The sequence below is a fragment of the Marinomonas maritima genome (assembly GCF_024435075.2).
Classification (GTDB): Bacteria; Pseudomonadota; Gammaproteobacteria; order Pseudomonadales; family Marinomonadaceae; genus Marinomonas; species Marinomonas maritima.
On the sequence record NZ_JAMZEG020000004.1, the window covers coordinates 123593 to 143738 of the forward strand.

The 20146-nt window shown below is 44.4% G+C and carries 17 protein-coding genes; 4 read left to right on the forward strand and 13 right to left on the reverse strand.

Going from position 1 to position 20146, the window contains the following annotated elements; all coding sequences use genetic code 11:
- Nucleotides 1–22: 22 nt before the first annotated feature.
- The 10 genes from rhuM to M3I01_RS15810 form a co-directional block, all read right to left on the reverse strand.
- The gene (rhuM, locus tag M3I01_RS15765; RefSeq protein WP_255896875.1) at nt 23–994 is read right to left on the reverse strand and encodes a virulence protein RhuM/Fic/DOC family protein; all 972 of its coding nucleotides are present in this window, start codon (nt 992–994) and stop codon (nt 23–25) included.
- A gap of 17 nt (nt 995–1011) precedes the next feature.
- The gene (locus M3I01_RS15770) at nt 1012–1446 is read right to left on the reverse strand and encodes a nucleotidyltransferase substrate binding protein (protein ID WP_255896876.1); all 435 of its coding nucleotides are present in this window, start codon (nt 1444–1446) and stop codon (nt 1012–1014) included.
- A gap of 41 nt (nt 1447–1487) precedes the next feature.
- The gene (locus M3I01_RS15775) at nt 1488–2672 is read right to left on the reverse strand and encodes a restriction endonuclease subunit S (RefSeq protein WP_255896877.1); all 1185 of its coding nucleotides are present in this window, start codon (nt 2670–2672) and stop codon (nt 1488–1490) included.
- Nucleotides 2669–4279 carry a type I restriction-modification system subunit M gene (locus M3I01_RS15780; RefSeq protein WP_255896879.1) on the reverse strand — a complete coding sequence of 537 codons (1611 nt, stop codon included), beginning with the start codon at nt 4277–4279 and terminating at the stop codon, nt 2669–2671. The genes M3I01_RS15775 and M3I01_RS15780 overlap by 4 nt, the downstream gene beginning before the upstream one ends.
- Nucleotides 4280–4428: 149 nt before the next feature.
- Complete coding sequence (locus M3I01_RS15785) at nt 4429–5013, reverse strand: LysE family translocator (RefSeq protein ID WP_275565183.1); 585 nt, start codon at nt 5011–5013, stop codon at nt 4429–4431.
- Between the two features lie 72 nt (nt 5014–5085).
- Nucleotides 5086–6069, reverse strand: coding sequence for an AraC family transcriptional regulator (locus M3I01_RS15790; protein WP_255896881.1), 984 nt, complete (start codon nt 6067–6069; stop codon nt 5086–5088).
- A gap of 73 nt (nt 6070–6142) precedes the next feature.
- Nucleotides 6143–7036, reverse strand: coding sequence for a helix-turn-helix domain-containing protein (locus tag M3I01_RS15795; RefSeq protein WP_255896882.1), 894 nt, complete (start codon nt 7034–7036; stop codon nt 6143–6145).
- A gap of 193 nt (nt 7037–7229) precedes the next feature.
- On the reverse strand, nt 7230–8024 hold the full coding sequence (locus tag M3I01_RS15800) for a heme ABC transporter ATP-binding protein (RefSeq protein ID WP_255896883.1): 795 nt from the start codon (nt 8022–8024) through the stop codon (nt 7230–7232).
- Between the two features lie 24 nt (nt 8025–8048).
- Entirely contained in the window at nt 8049–9107 is a 1059-nt protein-coding gene (locus M3I01_RS15805; protein WP_255896884.1) for a FecCD family ABC transporter permease, read from the reverse strand.
- A gap of 3 nt (nt 9108–9110) precedes the next feature.
- Nucleotides 9111–10028 carry a heme/hemin ABC transporter substrate-binding protein gene (locus M3I01_RS15810; protein ID WP_255896885.1) on the reverse strand — a complete coding sequence of 306 codons (918 nt, stop codon included), beginning with the start codon at nt 10026–10028 and terminating at the stop codon, nt 9111–9113.
- A 176-nt stretch (nt 10029–10204) separates the two neighbouring features.
- Between M3I01_RS15810 and M3I01_RS15815 the strand changes: the two genes are divergently transcribed.
- Together M3I01_RS15815 and M3I01_RS15820 are read left to right on the forward strand one after the other, a co-directional pair.
- On the forward strand, nt 10205–12289 hold the full coding sequence (locus M3I01_RS15815; protein ID WP_255896886.1) for a TonB-dependent receptor: 2085 nt from the start codon (nt 10205–10207) through the stop codon (nt 12287–12289).
- 19 nt (nt 12290–12308) lie between these two features.
- Nucleotides 12309–12761 (forward strand): hypothetical protein, encoded by a 453-nt coding sequence (locus M3I01_RS15820; RefSeq protein WP_255896887.1) that lies wholly within the window; start codon nt 12309–12311, stop codon nt 12759–12761.
- 126 nt (nt 12762–12887) lie between these two features.
- On the opposite strand, the gene M3I01_RS15825 is transcribed toward M3I01_RS15820, so the two are convergent.
- Nucleotides 12888–14231 carry an MATE family efflux transporter gene (locus tag M3I01_RS15825; protein ID WP_255896889.1) on the reverse strand — a complete coding sequence of 448 codons (1344 nt, stop codon included), beginning with the start codon at nt 14229–14231 and terminating at the stop codon, nt 12888–12890.
- A 99-nt stretch (nt 14232–14330) separates the two neighbouring features.
- On the reverse strand, nt 14331–15575 hold the full coding sequence (locus M3I01_RS15830) for a multidrug effflux MFS transporter (protein ID WP_255896890.1): 1245 nt from the start codon (nt 15573–15575) through the stop codon (nt 14331–14333).
- Between the two features lie 178 nt (nt 15576–15753).
- Here M3I01_RS15830 and M3I01_RS15835 point away from each other — a divergent pair, with 178 nt between their 5' ends.
- Together M3I01_RS15835 and M3I01_RS15840 are read left to right on the forward strand one after the other, a co-directional pair.
- On the forward strand, nt 15754–17334 hold the full coding sequence (locus M3I01_RS15835) for a cation:proton antiporter family protein (RefSeq protein WP_255896892.1): 1581 nt from the start codon (nt 15754–15756) through the stop codon (nt 17332–17334).
- Nucleotides 17335–17553: 219 nt separating this feature from the next.
- The gene (locus M3I01_RS15840; RefSeq protein ID WP_255896893.1) at nt 17554–19914 is read left to right on the forward strand and encodes an EAL domain-containing protein; all 2361 of its coding nucleotides are present in this window, start codon (nt 17554–17556) and stop codon (nt 19912–19914) included.
- Between the two features lie 6 nt (nt 19915–19920).
- Here M3I01_RS15840 and M3I01_RS15845 read toward each other — a convergent pair whose 3' ends face one another.
- A complete protein-coding gene (locus M3I01_RS15845; protein WP_255896894.1) occupies nt 19921–20097 on the reverse strand; it encodes a DUF6435 family protein in 177 nt (58 codons plus the stop codon).
- Nucleotides 20098–20146: the final 49 nt, after the last annotated feature.

The window sequence follows — 20146 nt, forward strand, 5'->3', positions numbered from 1 at the left end:
TTCCGTTGTGTTGTTTTTAAAGCTAACTGCTACGAGTTAGCATGTTCATGATTAAGCGAATCAGCGTTTCTTTTTGATCTGGTTTAGACTCTGCCACTAATAAGGTTAATGCCGCCAAGCCCGTGTCATTGATGCAAGGAACCCCTTCAGTATCAAGAAGCCGATTATTACGATGCAAAAAATCCACGAATAAATACGCGCCGCTGCGTTTATTGCCATCCGCAAAAGGGTGATTTTTCACCACAAAATACAACAAATGCGCGGCTTTACTTTCTATCGTTGGGTAAGCAGGATCGCCAAAAACGGTTACATCAAGGTTCCCCAATAAAGCAGACAAACCTTCGCCACGCGGACGAGCAAATAACTCAGTCGCTTCACCTCGCTCTATCAAAGATTTTTTTAACGCTAACAAGGCCGCCATGGCCTCTTTCGCGGAAGGCAAAGTACCACCGACTTGACCTTCTGGCTCATTCAACAAGCCTTCGTCATAGCGCTGCAACCATAAAAAAGTTTGTGTATATCGGCTGACAATATCGACCAATCCACTGCCCGCTTCGGCGGTCAAATCGGGCGATTTAGCGGTTTTCTGAATCAGCGCAATAGCCTGCTGTAACTCTTGCGCATTTTGCTCAAAGCGTTGCTGGTTAATGGTATAACCTTGCACCAAATGCTCTTTTAAACGCTGTGTTGCCCATTTTCTAAATCGAATACCTTGAGGAGACTTAACTCGGTAACCAACAGAAATAATGACATCCAAAGAATAAAACACGACAGGCTTATCTGAATTTGCAGTATGCATTTTTTGCATATTAGTCTCTGAATCCAGTTCTCCCTCTTTAAATACATTACGCAGATGTCTAGAAATAACAGATTGATCACGTTCAAATAAATTGACTAAATGCGTCTGACTTAACCAAACGGTATCATTGTGTCCATCCACCAATACCTCTATCTGTTGCTGAGCATTTTCATAAATTACGATGTCATTGTTCATGCATTACCTCCTTGTTATTACTCATCTTTTAATGATGTTTCTTGATGGAAAAATGCTTTCAATTCCGTGAAAGCATCATAATAATCATCCATCAGGGCTGTAAGAATGTTCGTTCTAACGAGATCGTCATTGGCAAGTTCGACCTGTTCGCGTTTTTTGATCATGTCCATCCAAACTTCACCAATCTTTGATGAGTCACTACCAATCACACCCAGTCGAAAGGCCAAACGTACAGCATCACGGCTGCCTTCCACATGAACATATCCTTGATCATAAAAGAAGGTCCGTAAACAACGCCAAGCGCTATCAAAGCAGCCTTTGAATAAGCGAATTAAGCCAAACTGTTCCAGCTCGTTTGGATACCGATAATCTAGATGTTGAAAAGCACCGGACAATTGATCAAAACCCTTCGAAAAACGCGCCATGCTTTTTCTTAATCCATTATCACTCATGCTCTTCCCTCTTTTACATTCAAACCATATAGATTGCTCGTCTACACAAACATTTTTTGCAGCAGGCCTTTTTTAAAGGTGTCTAGCTGTTGTATCTGCTTCACCACCGCGTCTATCTTGGCATCAAAGGACGATAGGCAATCGGCGATTTTCTGCTGTTCTTCTAGACAAGGATATAGAAAAACAGCATCAGCAACCGAGTTCCAATCCGCCCTCGGCATCTTTGAACCAGATTGAATATTGACAACCTTCTGAAAGCGACTTGTTTGCACAACAAAAAACAGAAAATCATTTGTTATCTTTTTACCACGCAAGACCCAAATTTCAGATGAGCAAACACCATCAAAATTTGGCCTAGCAAACTTTTTTAAATAAGGACGTAACTTTCCAAAAAGCACATCGCCTTGATTAAATAGAGTTTTTGTACTTTTTTGATCTAAAGAGTTAAAAATATTAAGAATTTTACCTGATCCTTGATCTAAACTTTCAAGCTCAATAGCTGGATAGTTAACCGTCTCAATAGAAGAGTTATAAGATTTACTTACTCTGTCTACTAGTAACCTAAATTCTTCATATTCCCACTCAGGAAACTCGCTGCCATCATCCTGTTTAAAGCGAACCGCTTGGGAAAATAGTTGTTGCATCAAGCCGCGTTTGAAGTCGTTGAGCAGCTCACGTTTGCGGCGCAGCTTGGTCAACTTGTCGTCGATGCTGGAGAGAAAAGACGCGATTTTTTGTTGCTCCAATTTTTCTTCAGGCACACGAAATTTAATGCGTAGAAAGTCTTTTGAATACAGTCTAAGTCGGTCATTGGTTAGACCGTAAGAATAAGCCCATAAATCGTATATCGACCTTGGTCGTTTCAAGTTGTACTCAAAGAACTTTGTGTCAGTTTTTGCTTTTCCTGACAACACAACATAAGCCGGACTTATCATGCATTCTTCATGAGCTAAACCAAGTGCGCCTTGCCACATCCTCATCATGTTATAGACAAGATCGCCTGCTTGGGCTCTCAGGTTATCACCGCTTGCCGCATCGTTTTCCATTTTTTTATCTAACGATGCTCTCGGAACCAAACCGTCATTTAGGGTGACAGAATAAATAGGCAATCCATCTTCACCTTTTATTCTACTGTTTAGAAATAAGTCGTTGCCTCTTTTTAATTTCCACTCTCCCTCAAACTCTGGAAATCTCAGTTCTGGCACGGTGTTTTGTGCTGTTTTCATAAGGGCGCCTCAATGCCTAGTTCGTCGCAAAACCCTTGTATGGTCTTGTCCAACTCGGCCATGTCGTTGTCTAACTGTTTTAGTTCTTGGGTGATAGCGGCAAGGTCAATGGGTGCTTCTTCTTCAAAGGTGTCCACATAACGAGGAATGTTGAGGTTGTAGTCGTTATCGGCAATTTCAGCCATTGGCGCGACGTGGGCGTATTTGTCGATTTCTAGGCGGTTTTCGTAAGCAGCAATGATGTCTTCAATGTGCTCAGGCTTGAGCAGATTTTGGTTTTTCGCTTTGTCGAAACCTTGGCTGGCGTCGATAAATAAAACGTTGTCTGGGTTTTCACGGCATTTTTTGAACACCAAGATACAAGTCGGGATACTGGTGCCAAAGAAGATGTTAGCGGGTAAGCCAATCACCGCGTCCAGCCAGTTGCGCTCTTCAATCAAATAACGACGAATATGCCCTTCTGCCGCGCCACGGAATAACACACCATGGGGTAAAACCACCGCCAAAGTGCCGTTATCGTCCAGCTGATACAACATATGTTGTACAAAGGCGAAGTCGGCTTTCGAGCCAGGGGCCAACTTGCCGTATTGGGCAAAACGGTCATCGCTTTCGAATATCTTCTTCGCGCTCCACTGAGCAGAAAACGGCGGGTTGGCGACAATGGCGTCAAAGCGCTGTTCCAAGTGTTGTGGGTTTTCTAGGGTATCGTCTTGTTTTAGATCGAAATCACGGTAATGCACGCCGTGAAGAATCATGTTCATGCGCGCAAGGTTGAAGGTAGTGCGGTTCATTTCTTGGCCGTAAAAATGGCCGATGTTTTCTTTGCCCACTTCTTTGGCGACACGCAGCAATAAGGAGCCTGACCCACAAGTTGGGTCATAGACGCTTTTTAAGCGGCTTTTTCTGTGGGTGACCAGTTTTGCCAACACGGTAGAGACAGCTTGCGGCGTATAAAACTCGCCGGCTTTTTTGCCTGCGCCCGCGGCAAACTGGCCGATCAAATATTCATAAGCATCGCCCAGCACATCGCTTTCGCTGTCGTGAATGGCAAAGTCTATGCTGTCGAGATGCAACATGATCTTGGCAATCAACACATTGCGCGCATCAGGATCGCGGCCAAGCTTGCTGGAGTTAAGGTCTAATTCTTCAAATAAGTGATCGAAGTCGTCTTCACTCTCGGTGCCCATGGTGGAGCGTTCGATGTTGTTCAGCACTTCTTGCAAATCGCCTAGGATAAAGCGATCAATGACTATGTCAGCGTCTTTATCTTCGCTGTCTGTGTCTTTGTGAGCACCGCGTTGCGCTAGGTTACTGAACAGTTCCGACGGTTTTAAAAAGTAGCCGAGTTCTTCAAGGGCATCTTCTTGTAAGGCGTCCAGCATTTCTTGCCCGTCTTCATGTTGCTCATCCAAGGTGGCGTAGCTCAGGCTAGGGTCATCGTTATGCAGAATCGTATCGGCGAAGTCGCTCAGGCGTTCAGACAGGTATTTGTAGAAGATAAAACCCAAGCAGTAATCGCGGAACTCGTCGGCGTTCATCTTGCCACGTAGCTCGTTGGCAATGCTCCAAAGTTTCTGTTCGAGTTTCTTTTTTTGGTCGTCGGTCATGAAAAGCCATTCCTTGTAATACGGAGATACCTTGGTCGTCTTCATACAGAAAACAAGGCATGTGAATGGCGGTTATTTTAGGTGGATTAATGCTCTGTGGCTATCGGCAATACTAAACGACGGACAAGATTAAAATGACAAGCATAGAATCACGCCGCAAACACAAACCGATAGGCGACGAAAAATAGCAGCAACGCCATGATTCGATTCACCCATGCCATCACGGTAGGATTCATTGCCGCTTTTTTTAACCGTGCTCCCGCAAACAAATACACACTCGGTGAACCACACGCCATGATCGCCAGAACCAAAGACCATAATGCGATTTGAACACCTTCAATATGAAAGCGTGGAAATTGCACCGTCACGATAGGCACAATCGCCACCAAGGATTTGGGATTACAAAGCTGTAAAATTAGCCCCGTTTTAAAACTGATCGTCGACACGTCCGCCTTGATTTTTGTCTGTTGAAAACTCGCCTTCATAATTTTTACGCCAAGATACGCGATGTAAATACCACCCAAAATGCCAACAACCGATTGATATTGTTGTGGGATAATTCCACCACCAAGATAACCAATCAGTAAAAACAGAATAAACATGGCGACGCCGACACCAACGCAGTACAAAAAAGCGCGCCAGCCTTGTCCGTTAACGCCCGCAAACAGCGCCAACATATTGGCAGGACCCGGGCTGTACATAACGCCAAAGGCATAAACGAGAATTTCGAGCATGAGTGTTCCTCAAAAGATGATTTGATAAGCATTAAAAACAAAGAAAAGAATGAACGTGAAAGTGAGGTGCCGCTAGGTGCGCAGCAAATGTCGTCTAAATTGATACGGCGTCACGCCGAAAACTGGCTTGAAACGGCGGTTAAAATAACTCAGATCCGTAAAGCCAAACATAAACGCCACATCCGCCAATGGCATGCCACGCTCTATCGCCTGTTTGGCGCGATTAATACGGTAATTTTGCCAGTATTGATGTGGCGTCATGCCAAAATAATCCCGAAAGCAGCGCAACAAGTGATACTTCGACATATGCGCCACTTGGCTTAAAGCATCGAGCGAAACGTCTTCGCCAACGTGCGCATGTAAATACTCTCGGACACGTTCAAAAACGGGGTCTTTAGAACGCAGTTTAGATTCAATCTGAATGCCTTTTTGGCGAGCAAGATACTCAGCAAATTCAAATAACGCGGAAGAATACTCCAACGCTGACGTTGCTGGGTCTTCAACCAGCTGAGCCAAACATAAAATATGCGCTTTTAACACTGGATCGTTTTGAACCATTTGTTCAATTCGAAAATTTTTTGCACGGCGAACGCCCGCGCTTTCCAACATGGGAGACAATTGATCTGGATGAACATAGAGCATTTTGTAATGCAGTGTGTCGTCACCACCTGAGTGACCGTCATGCGCGTCTTCAGGATTAAACACAATCACATTGCCAGAATGGCTTTTGTGATGTTCGCCTAACGCGAAGAAGTCCTGACGACCAGACAAGGTCACACCAAAAGAAAACTCCTCATGCGCGTGCGTGTCGTAGGTGAAATCGTTCATCGATGCCTCAAGCAACATCATCTCATTAACGCCCGCACTTTTCGCAAACTGGAAACGATTTTCTGTTGACATCACAACCTCTCGAAACAAACCCAATCCATAACGATAGACTAACCAATAACAAACAAAAAAGATTGGACGATATTGCGCAATGTCATTCGTTCGGTGAAAAATAAAGCACTCAAAACGGTGTAAGAAAGAAATGAAAAACAGTAAAGCTTTATCCAAAAACAATCTAATCCGTTCGGATGAAAGCGACTCAACGATTTCATTCAGTCATTTGGGAAGCAAGTTGATTGGCTTATTGTTTACGCCATACGTTAGGCGTCACACCTACAATACGTCTAAATGCTGCAGAAAATTTACTCGGGTTAGCGTAACCCACTTGCAATGCAATATCGGTGATCATAATAGACTTATCTACTAATAGGCGTTTGGCGTATTCCATACGACGAAAGGTAAAGTAAGCATAAGGAGAAAAGCCCGTTGATGCCTGAAATGAGCGAGTAAATGAACGAACATCTTGACCCGTTAAATCCGCTAGTTCAGCCACACTAACATCACCGCCAAGACGGCTTTCCATAAAATCTAAAGTCCGTTGTAAGCGCCGACCATTTAGCGGGTACACGATGGCCTTTTGTAAGTTTTTCGGTTCATAGCCTACCAGTCTATTTAGTAACGTATAAATTCCTTGTTCAAAAAACGCGCCCGATAAGCCATGAACTTCTGCATCTCGCCATAATGCGGTCATAACCGCCGTTAATAGTGGATCATTATGAAGCGAAGACGCGGCAGGAATAAGGTTTTCCACATAAAAACCTCCCGCATTATCTAAAGTAAAAGCATCAAGTTTAATCGCTATTCCTAACATCTGGGTTTGAGGCCAGTAGCCTGATGCAATAGTTCCCGGTAATGCCATGGCAACCGTTCCGGGACGTAAGACACCTTCCAGTGATGGCCCTTCACCTTCCCGTTTCATGCGACCAATATGGCCGGTACAAAGGTTAAGCATTAGAAAAGGTGAAGGCTTTGCTGAAAAGTTGCCTTCAAATGCCATAAAGTCAGCATGCGCTAATAGGCATTCGCCTTTTTTATCTGAAATAGAGAGAGTAGGAATAATGCCTAAATCAGACATTCGGCTATTCAAACCGTTGAGTTCAGCTTGAGAAATATGACCATTCAATTGATTTGTCATTTATAACACCCTAAAAGCAATCCCATTTCTAAGAGATTTCTCGCCGCTATGAAAAAAGTTATCTTTTCATAGCAAAATAACACAAATGAGAATCGCTATCAAAAAAGAACTTATAGCGTCAATACTCTCGCTTTTTTAGTCCGTATTTTATTAGTGCCAGCATTCATTGCTCATATGAAATAAGCTGACGTTTTTATTGATGTTGGTCGAGTATGACAGAAGGTTTGACGGACAATGAATGATGGTAATATTCTGCTTTTATGCCGTATACACTTTCAAGGTGTGATCGTTGTAAAACACTTTCAGGCCGGCCTTTTGTGACCATTTTTCCGTTATTTAATAGGACTAATTGATCGGCAAAACTGGCCGCTAAAGACAAGTCATGGATCACCGCCAATACCCCAATATTACGCTTTGTCAGCTCTTTGGCCAGGGACAGCACATGATATTGATGGAATACATCCAAGCTTGAGGTCGGTTCATCAAGAAATAAATAACGGGCTTCTTTTTGCTCATAGGGAAACCATAACTGCGCGAGCACTCTGGCCAGTTGGGTACGTTGTTGCTCTCCACCTGACAACGTCATAAAGCTGCGTTTAGCAAGGTGTTCTATTTCCATAAAACGCATCACATCGTGGATAATATCTTGCTTCTGGGTTTGGGATATTGCTTCTTCGTAGTTAAAACAGCCCATAGATACAACCTCCATCACAGTGAAACTAAACCCCATTTGATAAGACTGAGTCATCACGGCTCGTGTTTTCGCCAATTCGAGCGGCGTGAAAGCAGCAATGGATTTTTTGTTAATAGAGATGTCACCCCCACTGGGAACCATGTCACCGGAACATGCCTTCAATAAGGTGGATTTCCCCGCACCATTAGGCCCAATCAATATGCTTAATTCATTGGATTTAATGGTGAGATCAATGGAATCTAGTAAAGTTTTTCTATCAATAGAAATAGATAGTGCTTGTATTTCAATCGCCATAAAGCGCTTCCTGTGGCCTTAATATTAATATCGACCTGTTTGTCGGTATAAAACAAATAAAAAGAAGGGGCCGCCTAGTGCACTCGTCACCAAGCCAATAGGGAGCTCAGCCGGCACAATAACAATACGGGCGATAATGTCTGTGATGGTTAAAAAACTGGCTCCAAACAACATGCTGACAGGAAAAAGAAAACGATGATCTGGACCAATAAGAATCCTGACTAAATGAGGAACGACAAAACCCACAAATCCAATCGTTCCACTAATAGACACCGCAGCACCGACTGCCATTGCGGTATAAATAAAGACTTTTTTCTTTAAATGCGACACTGATACGCCTAGATGTTGGGCTTGCGCTTCACCAAGCAAATACAGGTTTAAGGGTTTGGCGAGCCGGCTAAGTCCTATCAGACTAATGAAGATGAACATCAACACAGGCAAGGTTAATGCCCAGCTGTTGCCGCCTAAGTTCCCCATTGTCCAAAAAGTCAGTTCTCTTAACTCACTGTCGCTGCTCACCAATGTCAAAATACCAATGAGAGAGCCAACAATCGCATTTACGGCAATGCCTGATAACAATAAGGTAATGATAGTGAACTGACCTTGGCGATTGCTTAACCGGTAGATAATGGCGCAAACACCCAGGCAGCCAAGCATCGCACCTATTGGTAGCGCATACATCCCAAACACTGTCATTGCCTGAGGAAACATCGAGTGACCCAGTACAATAACGGCCACGGCTCCCAAGGCACCGCCACCCGCAACCCCAATTAAACTAGGATCGGCGAGTGGATTTCTGAAAAGCGCTTGCATGGCCGCACCACATAACCCCAGTGCGCCACCGACAAAAAGAGACAACACCGTCCTAGGTAATCGAATTTCAAACAAAACCCGTGTGCTTAATGAACTGTGCGTCTGTGCGAAACCATGACTAACATAAGTTAAAAGGTCACTTTCCGATAAGGGTACAGCGCCCACAACCAAAGCTAAGAAAGCAGAACAAAACAGTAACCCCAACGTCAATGGGATCGCCATACGTTGGCGCTTACCGCGTTTCTGATGAAGCGATATTATTTCTTGCATCGCTTAGAGCTCTGCCATAGAAGGTAAGTCATCACGCGGATAGCGAAGCTCATAGCCTACTGGCAAAGGAAAATCTTTATGGATCATGGTGCCTAATTCAACAATCGCTTGCGGTGTACGGGGACCAAAACCAAGGAGATAAATGCCATCAATGATATAAACCGCTTTATTCTTCACGGCTTTCATATATTTGAAGTGAGGCAGGTCTTCTATTTGTTTAAACACATCTTGACGTCGATTCATGACAATAATGACATCGGGGTCTAATGCCAATGCAGACTCTGGGGAAAGTTTTATCCACCCCTCATAATCCGCCAATAGGTTGATTGCGCCAGCCTCTTCAACAACGGTATGAGCGGGGGTGCCCGTGCCAGAAGCAATAGGCGAACCGTTTTCTAATGTAAGAAAAAACAAGACTTTAGGCGGTGATGTTTTCGCCGAATCTGGAAGGTGTTGTTTGGCGTAAGAAAGTGCATCAAGATCGATTTGAATGTCTTCTAAAAGTAAGGTTCCCTTATCTTCAACACCCAACAAGGATGCGACACGCATTATTTTTTCTTGCAAGGCCAAGAGAGTGTTATCTTTTTCTATTATGTCAGTTTTTACCCCGACCGAGGCTATTTGCTTAAGGGCTTTAATAGGGCCGGTATCTTCCTCGCCTAACAGTAAGTCTGGGGTTAAAGAAAGCACACCTTCAACAGCAATATTTCGAACATAACCCAAGCTTGGAAAACCTTTGGCTTCTTCTGGGAAAATACTAGTGGAGTCCACACCAACAATACGATCTTGCTCACCAAGACGATAAATAATTTCGGTTATAGAACCACCCGCCACCGCAATTCGCTCTGGAGGTATTGCCATTATGGCGGAGCCATTCAAAGCCATCAGACAACTTAAAAACAATAATCGATATTTCGTCATATTCAATCCACAGCATGTAAATAATAAAAATGATAAGCATTAGTATTTTCATGTCAATGTAATTGAAATATTAGTCCCGCTATTGGAGTGTTCTAGACGCTTCTGGAGTAGTTTAGAGGCTGTTATCGTAATAATATTAATGATAACTATTATCATTAATATTGGGAACTCAATTAATGCTCAAAAATACGATACTCTCAACACTATTTGTGCCGCTCGTACTGGTTGCCGAAATGACAAAAGCTGCAGAAAGTCAAGACGCGGTATCCGATAAAACATTTCTTCTGGATACCGTTATTGTGACTGCTGGGTTACTTGATCAGTCGGTACAAGAAAGTGCCGAAAGCGCCGAAATATTTGATGAAGACACCATTAAAAGCCGAGCTGGCATAACCACCGTCAGACACATTTTAGAAACAACATCCAATGTATCGGTTATGGATGCCACAGGTACCGCACCGACAGTTCGAGGGATAGACGGCACTGGTGCCGCTCAAAATGCCATTGCGCTTTTTGCTGGAGGTCGATCTAGACTAAGCTACGAAGTAGACAATAGACCAATGTCTTTTAATGAAGTGGCCTATAGCGACATTAGTTTATTTGATGTAAATACCGTTGAAGTATTGCGTGGCCCACAAAGCACGCTGGTGGGTCGAAACGCCATGGCAGGGACCGTAAATATCAAAACGAATGAGCCAGTATTCGAAGACGAAACCATTTTACGAGCTGCGACAGGCAACCATCATACTCAGCAACTTTCAGCAGTGGTAAACAGACCTATCACAAAAGATTCAGTGGCATTTCGTCTTGCAGCCGATTGGACGGAAAAAAAATCTTCGGTTGAATACAAGTCTTATGACGGCGTAGGCGATCCAGGCCTTTATGAAAGCGTGAATATTAGAGGGAAGCTTCTTGTTGAACCTGATTCAGAAAACAACGCGAGATTACTCATAGGCTTATCGCATTCTGATTATTCTGGCCCAGCTAACGAAGTGATCTCAGAACCCTATAAAAACAAGGTGTCCAACGCGGTAAAACAACCTCAACACAACCCAGTGACCAACACGGCTTCCGTGGATTACTCTCAAGACCTTAACTCCGCATTTCAGTTTAAATTAAACGCATCCACAACCGACGTAGACTTTACCCGCACTACTGTAGTGAACAGCACGAACACGACGATTGATACCCGTGAATACGTATTAGAACCTCAAATTTACTACGATGATGACAAATGGAATGCCGTAGCTGGACTTTATTATTATCGTGCACGCGAAGAGCAATTTTCAGAACTTTTTAGCGTTGGCGATCTGCATTATGAAGACGAAACGGACACGTTAAGCGCTTACACTGAAGGTTCTCTTTCGCTGACAGATGATGTCGCTCTGTCAATGGGATTACGTTATGAGCACGAATCCAGAAAACGTAATGGTGGCGCTTACAGTGGTGGCGTAACAGCGGATGATTTTAACCACGACAAAAGCTATTCAGAATTATTACCTAAAGTGGGCATCAACTGGCACCAATCAGACAACATCAGTTGGGGTGCACAAATATCCAAAGGCTATAACGCTGGTGGCGCTGGCTGGACACTAGATAGCAGTACATTTGCTGTCAATGACTACGAATACGAAGAAGAAATGTCGTGGACTTATGAAGTTTATGGACGACAAACCTTCTTAGAAGGACGCGTGAGCAGTACGCAAAACCTTTTCCATTCTCGCTATAAAAACCTTCAACTTGCCTACAGTACGACCGGCGATTGGGGTAACGATGGCGCGTACTCTATTGTCAATGCGGACAAAGTAAATACTTGGGGCCTAGAACAAGGCTTAACCGTACTCGTTTCGGATCAACTCACATTATCAGGCACCGTCGCCCTGTTAAACACTAACGTCGCGAAGTTCTCCGATGACACGAGCCTAGAAGGCAATGATCTTGTTACCTCTCCGACCGTCACATCGAGCCTCAATTTGGATTGGCACAGAGACGCTTGGCAAGCCAGTTTAAACGTCCGTTACACCGACAGCTATTTTACGTACTTGGCCAACCAGCCTGAATCTGAAAATGACGCGTATATTGTGACAAACGCAAAAGCGTCTTACAAAATAGGTAACGCTGAATGGTTTGCTAGCATTGATAATTTGTTCGATGAAGACGCCGTCGTGTTTCAGCGCTCAGACGCGGGGTCTGCCTCTGCAGATTCAGCAGTACTGCTCCAACCGAGAACCTTCTTAGTTGGCATTCAGTATCAACTTTAATGCTGTGACGGAAACCGAAATGGGCTATTTAATACACGACAATAAACACTGGCCATTGGCGCTTACCATCGCACAAGAAAAGCTGACATTCGAACAGCATATGGCTTCTTTAGAAGGTTGGAACGCATGGTTTGAAAGAAACGAACCCTTTCATGTTATTCGATTCTATGTCGATAAAGCCTCTCTTGAACAAGCGTCTGGCGTCGGTAAAGCGACACTGGAATGGATGTCAAAAGGGGCCGACAGCAAGTTTCGCACGCTCGTGAAAAGCATGATGATTGTTGTGCCTCCCGATCAATATCCACGAATGAAGAAAATGGATGTGACAGCGGTTTTTGGTATTCCAGGAGGAATATTCCCTTCAATTGAAGACGCATTGGATTGGCTTGATAGTTCAACTGAGATCAAGGACTTACCGGATCTTAAACAAAACTGGAAAGAGGCGGTAAAACACGCACTAGACCAATTTTAGATAAACATTATCCACAAAAAATCCCCTATCAGAGGTTACGCCACTCATAGGGGATTCTTTTCAACTTGTCGATTGAAGCGGATTAAATTGAGCCAAATTTTAGTGCTCTGATCTTACCAGACGTGGCTATTCGCCCTTTTCAGTTTGAATCGACATTTCAACCTTCGCCAAAGCACGCAAGTACATCCGCCACGCGCACAACCCAGCCAGTACATTACCGATTAACACACCTACGAAAATGCCTTTTAAGCCTGCGATTTCTGATCCAATCCACAAGCAAGGCAAGAAAAAGGCAAACAGGCGCAACGCAGAAATGCTCAATGCCGTATAAGACTTGCCCAAGGCATTTGATACCGACACCATCAACATGCAAATGCCCAACGCGCCAAGGCTAATCGGCACCAAAGTCAAATGCCAATTAAGAATGTCCGACACGGCGGCTTCACTGGTCATCAAACGCGCCAACGCACCAGATGCAAAAAAAGTCGCCAGCGCGACAAGTAACTGGAAGATGAGAATAAAGCGACAAGAGATCGACACAACAACGCGAATGTCGTCGATTTTCTTCTCGCCTAACAAGCGTCCAATCATTGGCGGCATAGACATAGTCAGCGCCAACACGGCAACAATAGAGAAAAATTCAAATCGTGAACCCAGCGCCCAAGACGCCACTGCCGCCGTTCCAAACCCTGCTATCAGTTTCGTCGCCAACATAGAAGACACAGGCGGTAACAACTGACTGACCATCGCAGGTCCCATGATATGACCAATGGATGCCAAGCTTTTAGCCACATCCAAATCTTTCCGATCAAAGGTTATCCAATGTTTGCGCGCAACCAGCGGCGCAACAATCAGCACTCCAATGCTGAATGCTACCGTGGTGGCCATAGCGGCACCATTCAAACCAAGATCAAGGGTGAAAATAAAAATAGGGTCCAATATCAAGTTCAACACGCTGGTAACAATCATCATGATGCCGGGCAACAGCGTGTTCCCGTGGGAGCGGCAGATGCTGTAGTAAAAATAAATTAACGCGCCAACCCACGCACTCAATAACCAATGCGGCCAGTAAGAATCGATAACAGGAAACACGGAATCTGGCGCACTCAATAATGCCAAAATAGGATGGCGCAAAAACCAAATCAGCACACAGAAAAACGCAATGCCCACGCTGCCCATGGTCATCACCAAACCGCCAAGCTGCTTAGCATAACGCGTATTACCAGCACCCAAAGCGCGAGAAATAATCGCCGTCGTTGCAATGCCAAGCCCCACTTGCAGGCCAATCACAACCATCTGAATCGGCAAAGTGAAACCCTGCGCCGCCAAAGGCAAGATGCCTAATTGACCAATGAAAGCACTGTCGACAAGCTGAAAGCTCATTAACGACAAGATCCCAAACATCATAGGCCACGTCATCGAAAAAAGTTGTTTGCCTAACGAGGCTGGAGAAGAGGTTTGGGAGGTCATAGAAGCGCTCATACTAAAAAACTGAACGCATATTCTAACCTACTTTACTGACAACATGATGACACTCGCCCCACCAAACAAACTATGCGATGAAAAGTCTTATTCTTCTACGTAACGCTGACTGTACTTGTGCCCATATCTAAGCATCACTAAAGCCATGATGGAGAAAATCACAAAACCGCTTGCCAATGGCGTCACGGTGAAATGATAAAACTGGCCCACTATTGTCGAAAATAGAATCGCTAGAAAGCTCGATAGCGACGAAATCACCGACGTCCCAAGACCCGCCATTTTTCCCAATGGCTCCATCGCCATGGCATTCACATTACCGAACACCATGCCGAAGCAAGAAAACATAATCATGCCCAAGCCCATGAAGAGCACGAAAGGCGGCACACCATCAAAATACAATGTAGACATCAACAACACAAAAGACGCTGCCAACAACACGCTTAACGCCGCAATCACACAGCGTAACATGCCAACACGCTGGACAATTTTACCGTTTGAGAAATTAATCACAGACGATCCAATCGCCAGTAATGCAAAATATAACGGAAAACGATCACCTGTTTGATACACATCCTGAAATATCGATTGTGCCGTACTAATGTGCAGCATCAAACCGCCAAAAATACAGCCCAACAACACCGTAAACGCCATCACATCGCGACGACTCAAAATAATGCGCACGTCGACAATGAGGCGTTTTCGATTGAGCGGAATACGATTCTCTTTCGTCAAGGTTTCGGGCTGACGTAGCAACAGCCACCCACCCGCCACCGACGCTTGAAAAACCAACAAGGCAAAAATCCAACGCCAATCCGCAACCTGCATCACTAATTGACCGATCGACGGCGCCAGCAGCGGTACCAAAATAAACACCATCATCACAAACGACATAATGCGCGCCATAGCCGCGCCTTTATAAAGATCTCGAACCAACGCCCGTGACGCAATTTTTGGCCCCGACACGCCAAAACCTTGAATCACACGACCGAGTAAAAACACTTCAATCGACGACGCAGACAACGCAATAACCGAACCGCCAATATAAATACCAATACCGAACAGAATGCATTTTTTCCGACCGATTGCGTCCGACAAAGGCCCGAAAATTATCTCGCCGAACATCATGCCAAAGATCATCGCCGACACGATCCATTGTGTTTTTTGATAATCCTCGATGCCCAAAGACGTTGCGATATTTGGGAATGCCGGCAACATAGAATCCATACTCAACGCCGTCAACGACATCATCAAAGCAAACAGCGCAATAAACTCTTTTTCGGGTAACCGCTTTATCTGCTTTTCTGCAGCCCACTGTAAACTTAAAAGTGACATCCTTTTTCTTACCTATTAGAAAAATAAACACTTAGTATACTCGCCTCTTCTAATTTGTTCTGGAAGAATACGATGCCAACAAGAATACTAAATAGCAGCATTGCGTACTGCGCGACATGCGAAAATTCCGTATGATTATCTTCCCCCTATATCAACCCTATTTACTGAGAAGGATTACATGGAATTTATTTGGATTTTATTCGCATTTGCCTGCGGACTCGCTGTCAAAATGATAAATCTACCGCCATTGATCGGCTTTTTATTAGCAGGTTTTTTACTAAATTATGTAGGTTTAGAGCCGAGTAAAACGCTAGATTCTCTCGCTAATATTGGCATTACCTTAATGCTGTTTAGCATAGGATTAAAACTGCATGTAAAAGATTTACTCAAACGCGAAGTATGGGCCTCTACGCTAGGTCATATGGGAATGAGTACCATCATTTTTGCTGGCATTGCACTATTACTTGGTACGCTGAGTCTGCCGTATTTTGGCCTATTGGATTTTAAAACAGCGGCCCTGCTTGGTTTCGCATTGAGCTTCTCCAGTACCGTTTGTGTGATGAAATTACTTGAAGAGAGTAGCGAACTAAAAACCCGCCACGGGCAGTTATCATTAGGTATTTTGGTGATGCAGGATATTGTGGCGGTCGTATTTCTTGTCGCTGCCACAGGGAAAATTCCGTCTCTTTGGGCTTTAGGTTTATTCGGTCTGTTGTTCATTCGTCCAATCATCAACAAGATTGTCGATAAGGCAGGCCACGGAGAAATGTTACCGTTAACAGGGCTTTTCCTCGCATTAGGCGGCTATGAACTGTTTTATTTGGTGGGTGTAAAAGGTGACTTGGGCGCGTTAATTTTTGGCATATTGCTCGCCTCTCATTCCAAAGCGGCAGAAATGAACAAATCCCTGATGAATTTCAAAGACTTGTTTCTAATCGGCTTCTTCTTATCTATTGGTTTTACCGCTTTGCCCACTTTAAGCATGATTGGTATGAGCCTCATACTTACCCTAGTGATTTTGGTAAAATTCGCACTCTTCTTTGCGTTGTTAACCAAACTAAAACTGCGCGGCAGAACCTCTTTTTTATCATCGATGATTCTTTCCAACTACAGCGAGTTTGGCCTCATTGTTGTGGCGCTTAGTGTCGCAAATGGTTGGCTAGAAAAAGAATGGCTAGTGGTGCTGGCGTTGGCCGTGTCTTTCTCCTTCGTGATCACTAGTGTGCTATACCGCAACGTTCACCGTTTGTATCGCAGAAACAAAGAAGTCATTCGTCGTTTTGAAAGCACAGATTGCTTGTCAGAGGATATTTTCGTTCAACCCACAAATACCGATGTATTGGTCGTTGGATTAGGGCGAGTCGGACGTGGAGCGTTCGAGTCTTTAAAAGGCCTAGTAGGGGAAACAGTCGCAGGTATGGACGCCGATAGGAACCGTATCAACCAAATGCAAACCGCTCAAGAAAGCGTCTTTTACGGTGACGGGGAAGACGCAGACTTATGGGAACGATTAGACACGTCGAGCATCAACTTGGTTTTGCTGGCTTTACCTGCGGCTGAAGACACCACCAATGTCGCCATACAACTGCGTAAAGCCAATTACACAGGTCAAATCGCCGCCATCGCCCGCTACCAAGATGAAAGAGACATCTTGCTTGCCTCAGGCATAGACAATGTCTTCAACTTTTACACTGAAGCCGGTACCGGTTTCGCGGAAGAAAGCTTGGCGCTGATTCGGGCTCAAAATACAGCGAGTTAAAGCGCCAACGCTCACCAAAGAACACTCATCTTTAGTTCGCTCAGCATGATAATCCCACTTTATGCTGAGCGAACCTCCCGAAGTCTGTAAATAAACACTCACATAAACCAACAAATATCGTACGCTTTTCAACCCTATTGAGCGCTATAATGCTAATAATTGAACTTATCTCAGATGATATAAGTAAGCATATACTGCATGGAAGTATAAGGAGTCAGCGTGTCATCCCAGCCTACAAATGACCATCCTATAAAGTGCTTGTCTCAGGCATTTTCTGCTTTTTTTCGACAGGTGACGATTCCTAGCGAACACGCCGACAGTTATCGCTATCATCAATTCTGTACGATCGCTCGATTATTGCCGCTCGTCAGCCTTGCCACGTTTTTTGCGGCATTTTGCGGGTGGTATTTTGCCTGGAACCAAGGCAATAATGGACTATTAGTCATATGGACAAGCATACTGGCCCTCATCGCCTTATCCGAATTAATAGTTTGGTGGCTGTATATTGCTCGCCCTAGCGTTCATCATGCCACCAAATTCACGGTCTACATGTTGGCCTTTAGCATTGGCCTTGCTGGCATATTTTACGCCATCATTACCATCCATTTATTCAGCCTCTTTTCCGATCATGAACGCATTTTTCTCTTTGCCATTGTATCGGCGTTTCTGTCTAGCGGCGGATGGCTTTTTGCCAGTATTCCATTAGTCGGTTTGGTTTGGACGATAAGTATGAGTGCCGGGCTAATATTCGGCCTGACCTATTTATTTGGTGATACTTATTTTTTATTGGCGGCGTTAGTAGCTTTCTATTGCGCATTTTTATGTTCCGCCATCATTATTTTTTCGCGACAGTATTTAAAAGCCTTAATTGCCGAAACAGAAATTGAAAACCAACATCAAACGGTCAGTTTGTTGCTCCATGACTTTGAAGAGAAAGCCACCGACTGGTTATGGGAAACCAATAAAAAAGGCCATTTACGCCACTTGTCTCAAAAGCTGATTGAAGCAGCGCAATCCGATGTGGAAAAGCTGCTAGCATCCCCTTACATTGACATCATCGAAAACTTGCTCGCAAAAGACGAGAAACACGCCCTCGACCAACTGAAAACACTTTCTGAAGCACTGGCATCCAGCAGCAATTTTAGTAACGTTGTCGTGCCAGTCAATCTTGATTGTGAGACTCGATGGTGGTCCTTTTCTGCCAAAAAACTCATGGATAAAGCTCAAAAATTTAATGGCTGGCGTGGTGTTGCTTCCGATATTACTAACAGTGTTTTACGTGAACGAGAAATGATAAAACAAGCGAATACCGATACGTTAACGCAGATCGGGAATCGCCTCTTTTTTAATGAACAGCTCGCGGCGTTGTTCCCAAAAACATACGAAACAGGCGAGTCTTGTGCATTGTTGTTATTGGATTTGGATAACTTCAAATTGATTAATGATTCTTTTGGCCATGCCGCTGGCGATGCATTGCTGATAGAAGCCAGCAAAAGACTGCATGACAATACGCCAGACAAAGCCATTCTTGCCAGATTGGGCGGTGATGAATTCGCCATCATTGTGCCGCATCCTGCTCAATACACTGACATAGCCATGTTAAGCAGCCAGCTCCAAAAAGCCATTTCTCAACCATGGCAGTACGGTGAAAACCTCATTGAAATACACGCCAGCATGGGTATCGCGTTTACCAGCCAAGCCATCACTCACATTGATTCGCTTTTAAGAGCCAGCGATCTCGCACTTTACGCCGCCAAAGAAGCCGGTCGCGATACGGTTCGTTTTTTTGATCCCACGATGGAAGAAGCCGCCAACCATAAAGGCCAGATATTAGGCGAAATGAGACAGTCCATTTTCAATAATGAATTTGTTTTGCACTACCAACCCCAACTCGACTTAAATACTGAAAAGCTCATTGGCTTTGAAGCACTAGTACGATGGAAGCACCCTAAGCGAGGCATGATACCGCCTCTCGATTTCATTCCCATTGCCGAAGAAAGTGGCTTGATTCTACCGCTCGGTTCTTGGGTGTTAGAGCAAGCTTGTTTGGAAGCGACTAAATGGCCTTCTGACACATATGTGGCAGTGAATGTCTCTGCGATTCAAATAGAGCGAAGTGACTTTTTGTCGGAGGTGAAAGCGGTCTTGCAGCGTACTCAGTTGCCACCAGAACGTTTGGAAATTGAAATTACTGAATCTGTGCTAATGACAGACAAAACGCCTGCGTTTAACTTCCTTATGGGGTTAAAAGAGATCGGCGTCAAAATCGCGTTGGATGACTTTGGGACGGGATTTTCTTCTTTGTCTTACCTACAGAACTTACCGCTAGACAAGATCAAGATAGACCAATCTTTCATAAATTTATCCGATACGGACGACAAAGCCTGCGCCATCATCCGAACCATTACGCAGCTGGCGGAGGCTCTTCAATTGAATACAATAGCAGAAGGCATTGAGCGCAACGGGCAATACAAGCTCCTGTCTGATTTAGGCGTCAATTCAGGGCAAGGCTATTGGTACGCCCGCCCTATGCCCGCCGAAGACATTACCGCTTTTATTGAAGGTGAAAAAACTTCGTAGCCGTTCTCAAACAGTCGGCTTTTGCGCAGCGTCTATTTTTACTTTCACCGCTTCGGCTTGTTCAGTCAATTCTGAATAGAGTCTGATGTCACCACCGCGTTGCGCTTGCATAGCTTTTTCGAGTAATTCACCATATTCTTTATTGAGTTTTTTGAGAGGGTCAGACTTAAGAAATGAAAACATAATAATCCTTTGAATTGGGTGTTCTACCTAATACGTCCGCGAGCCCAGT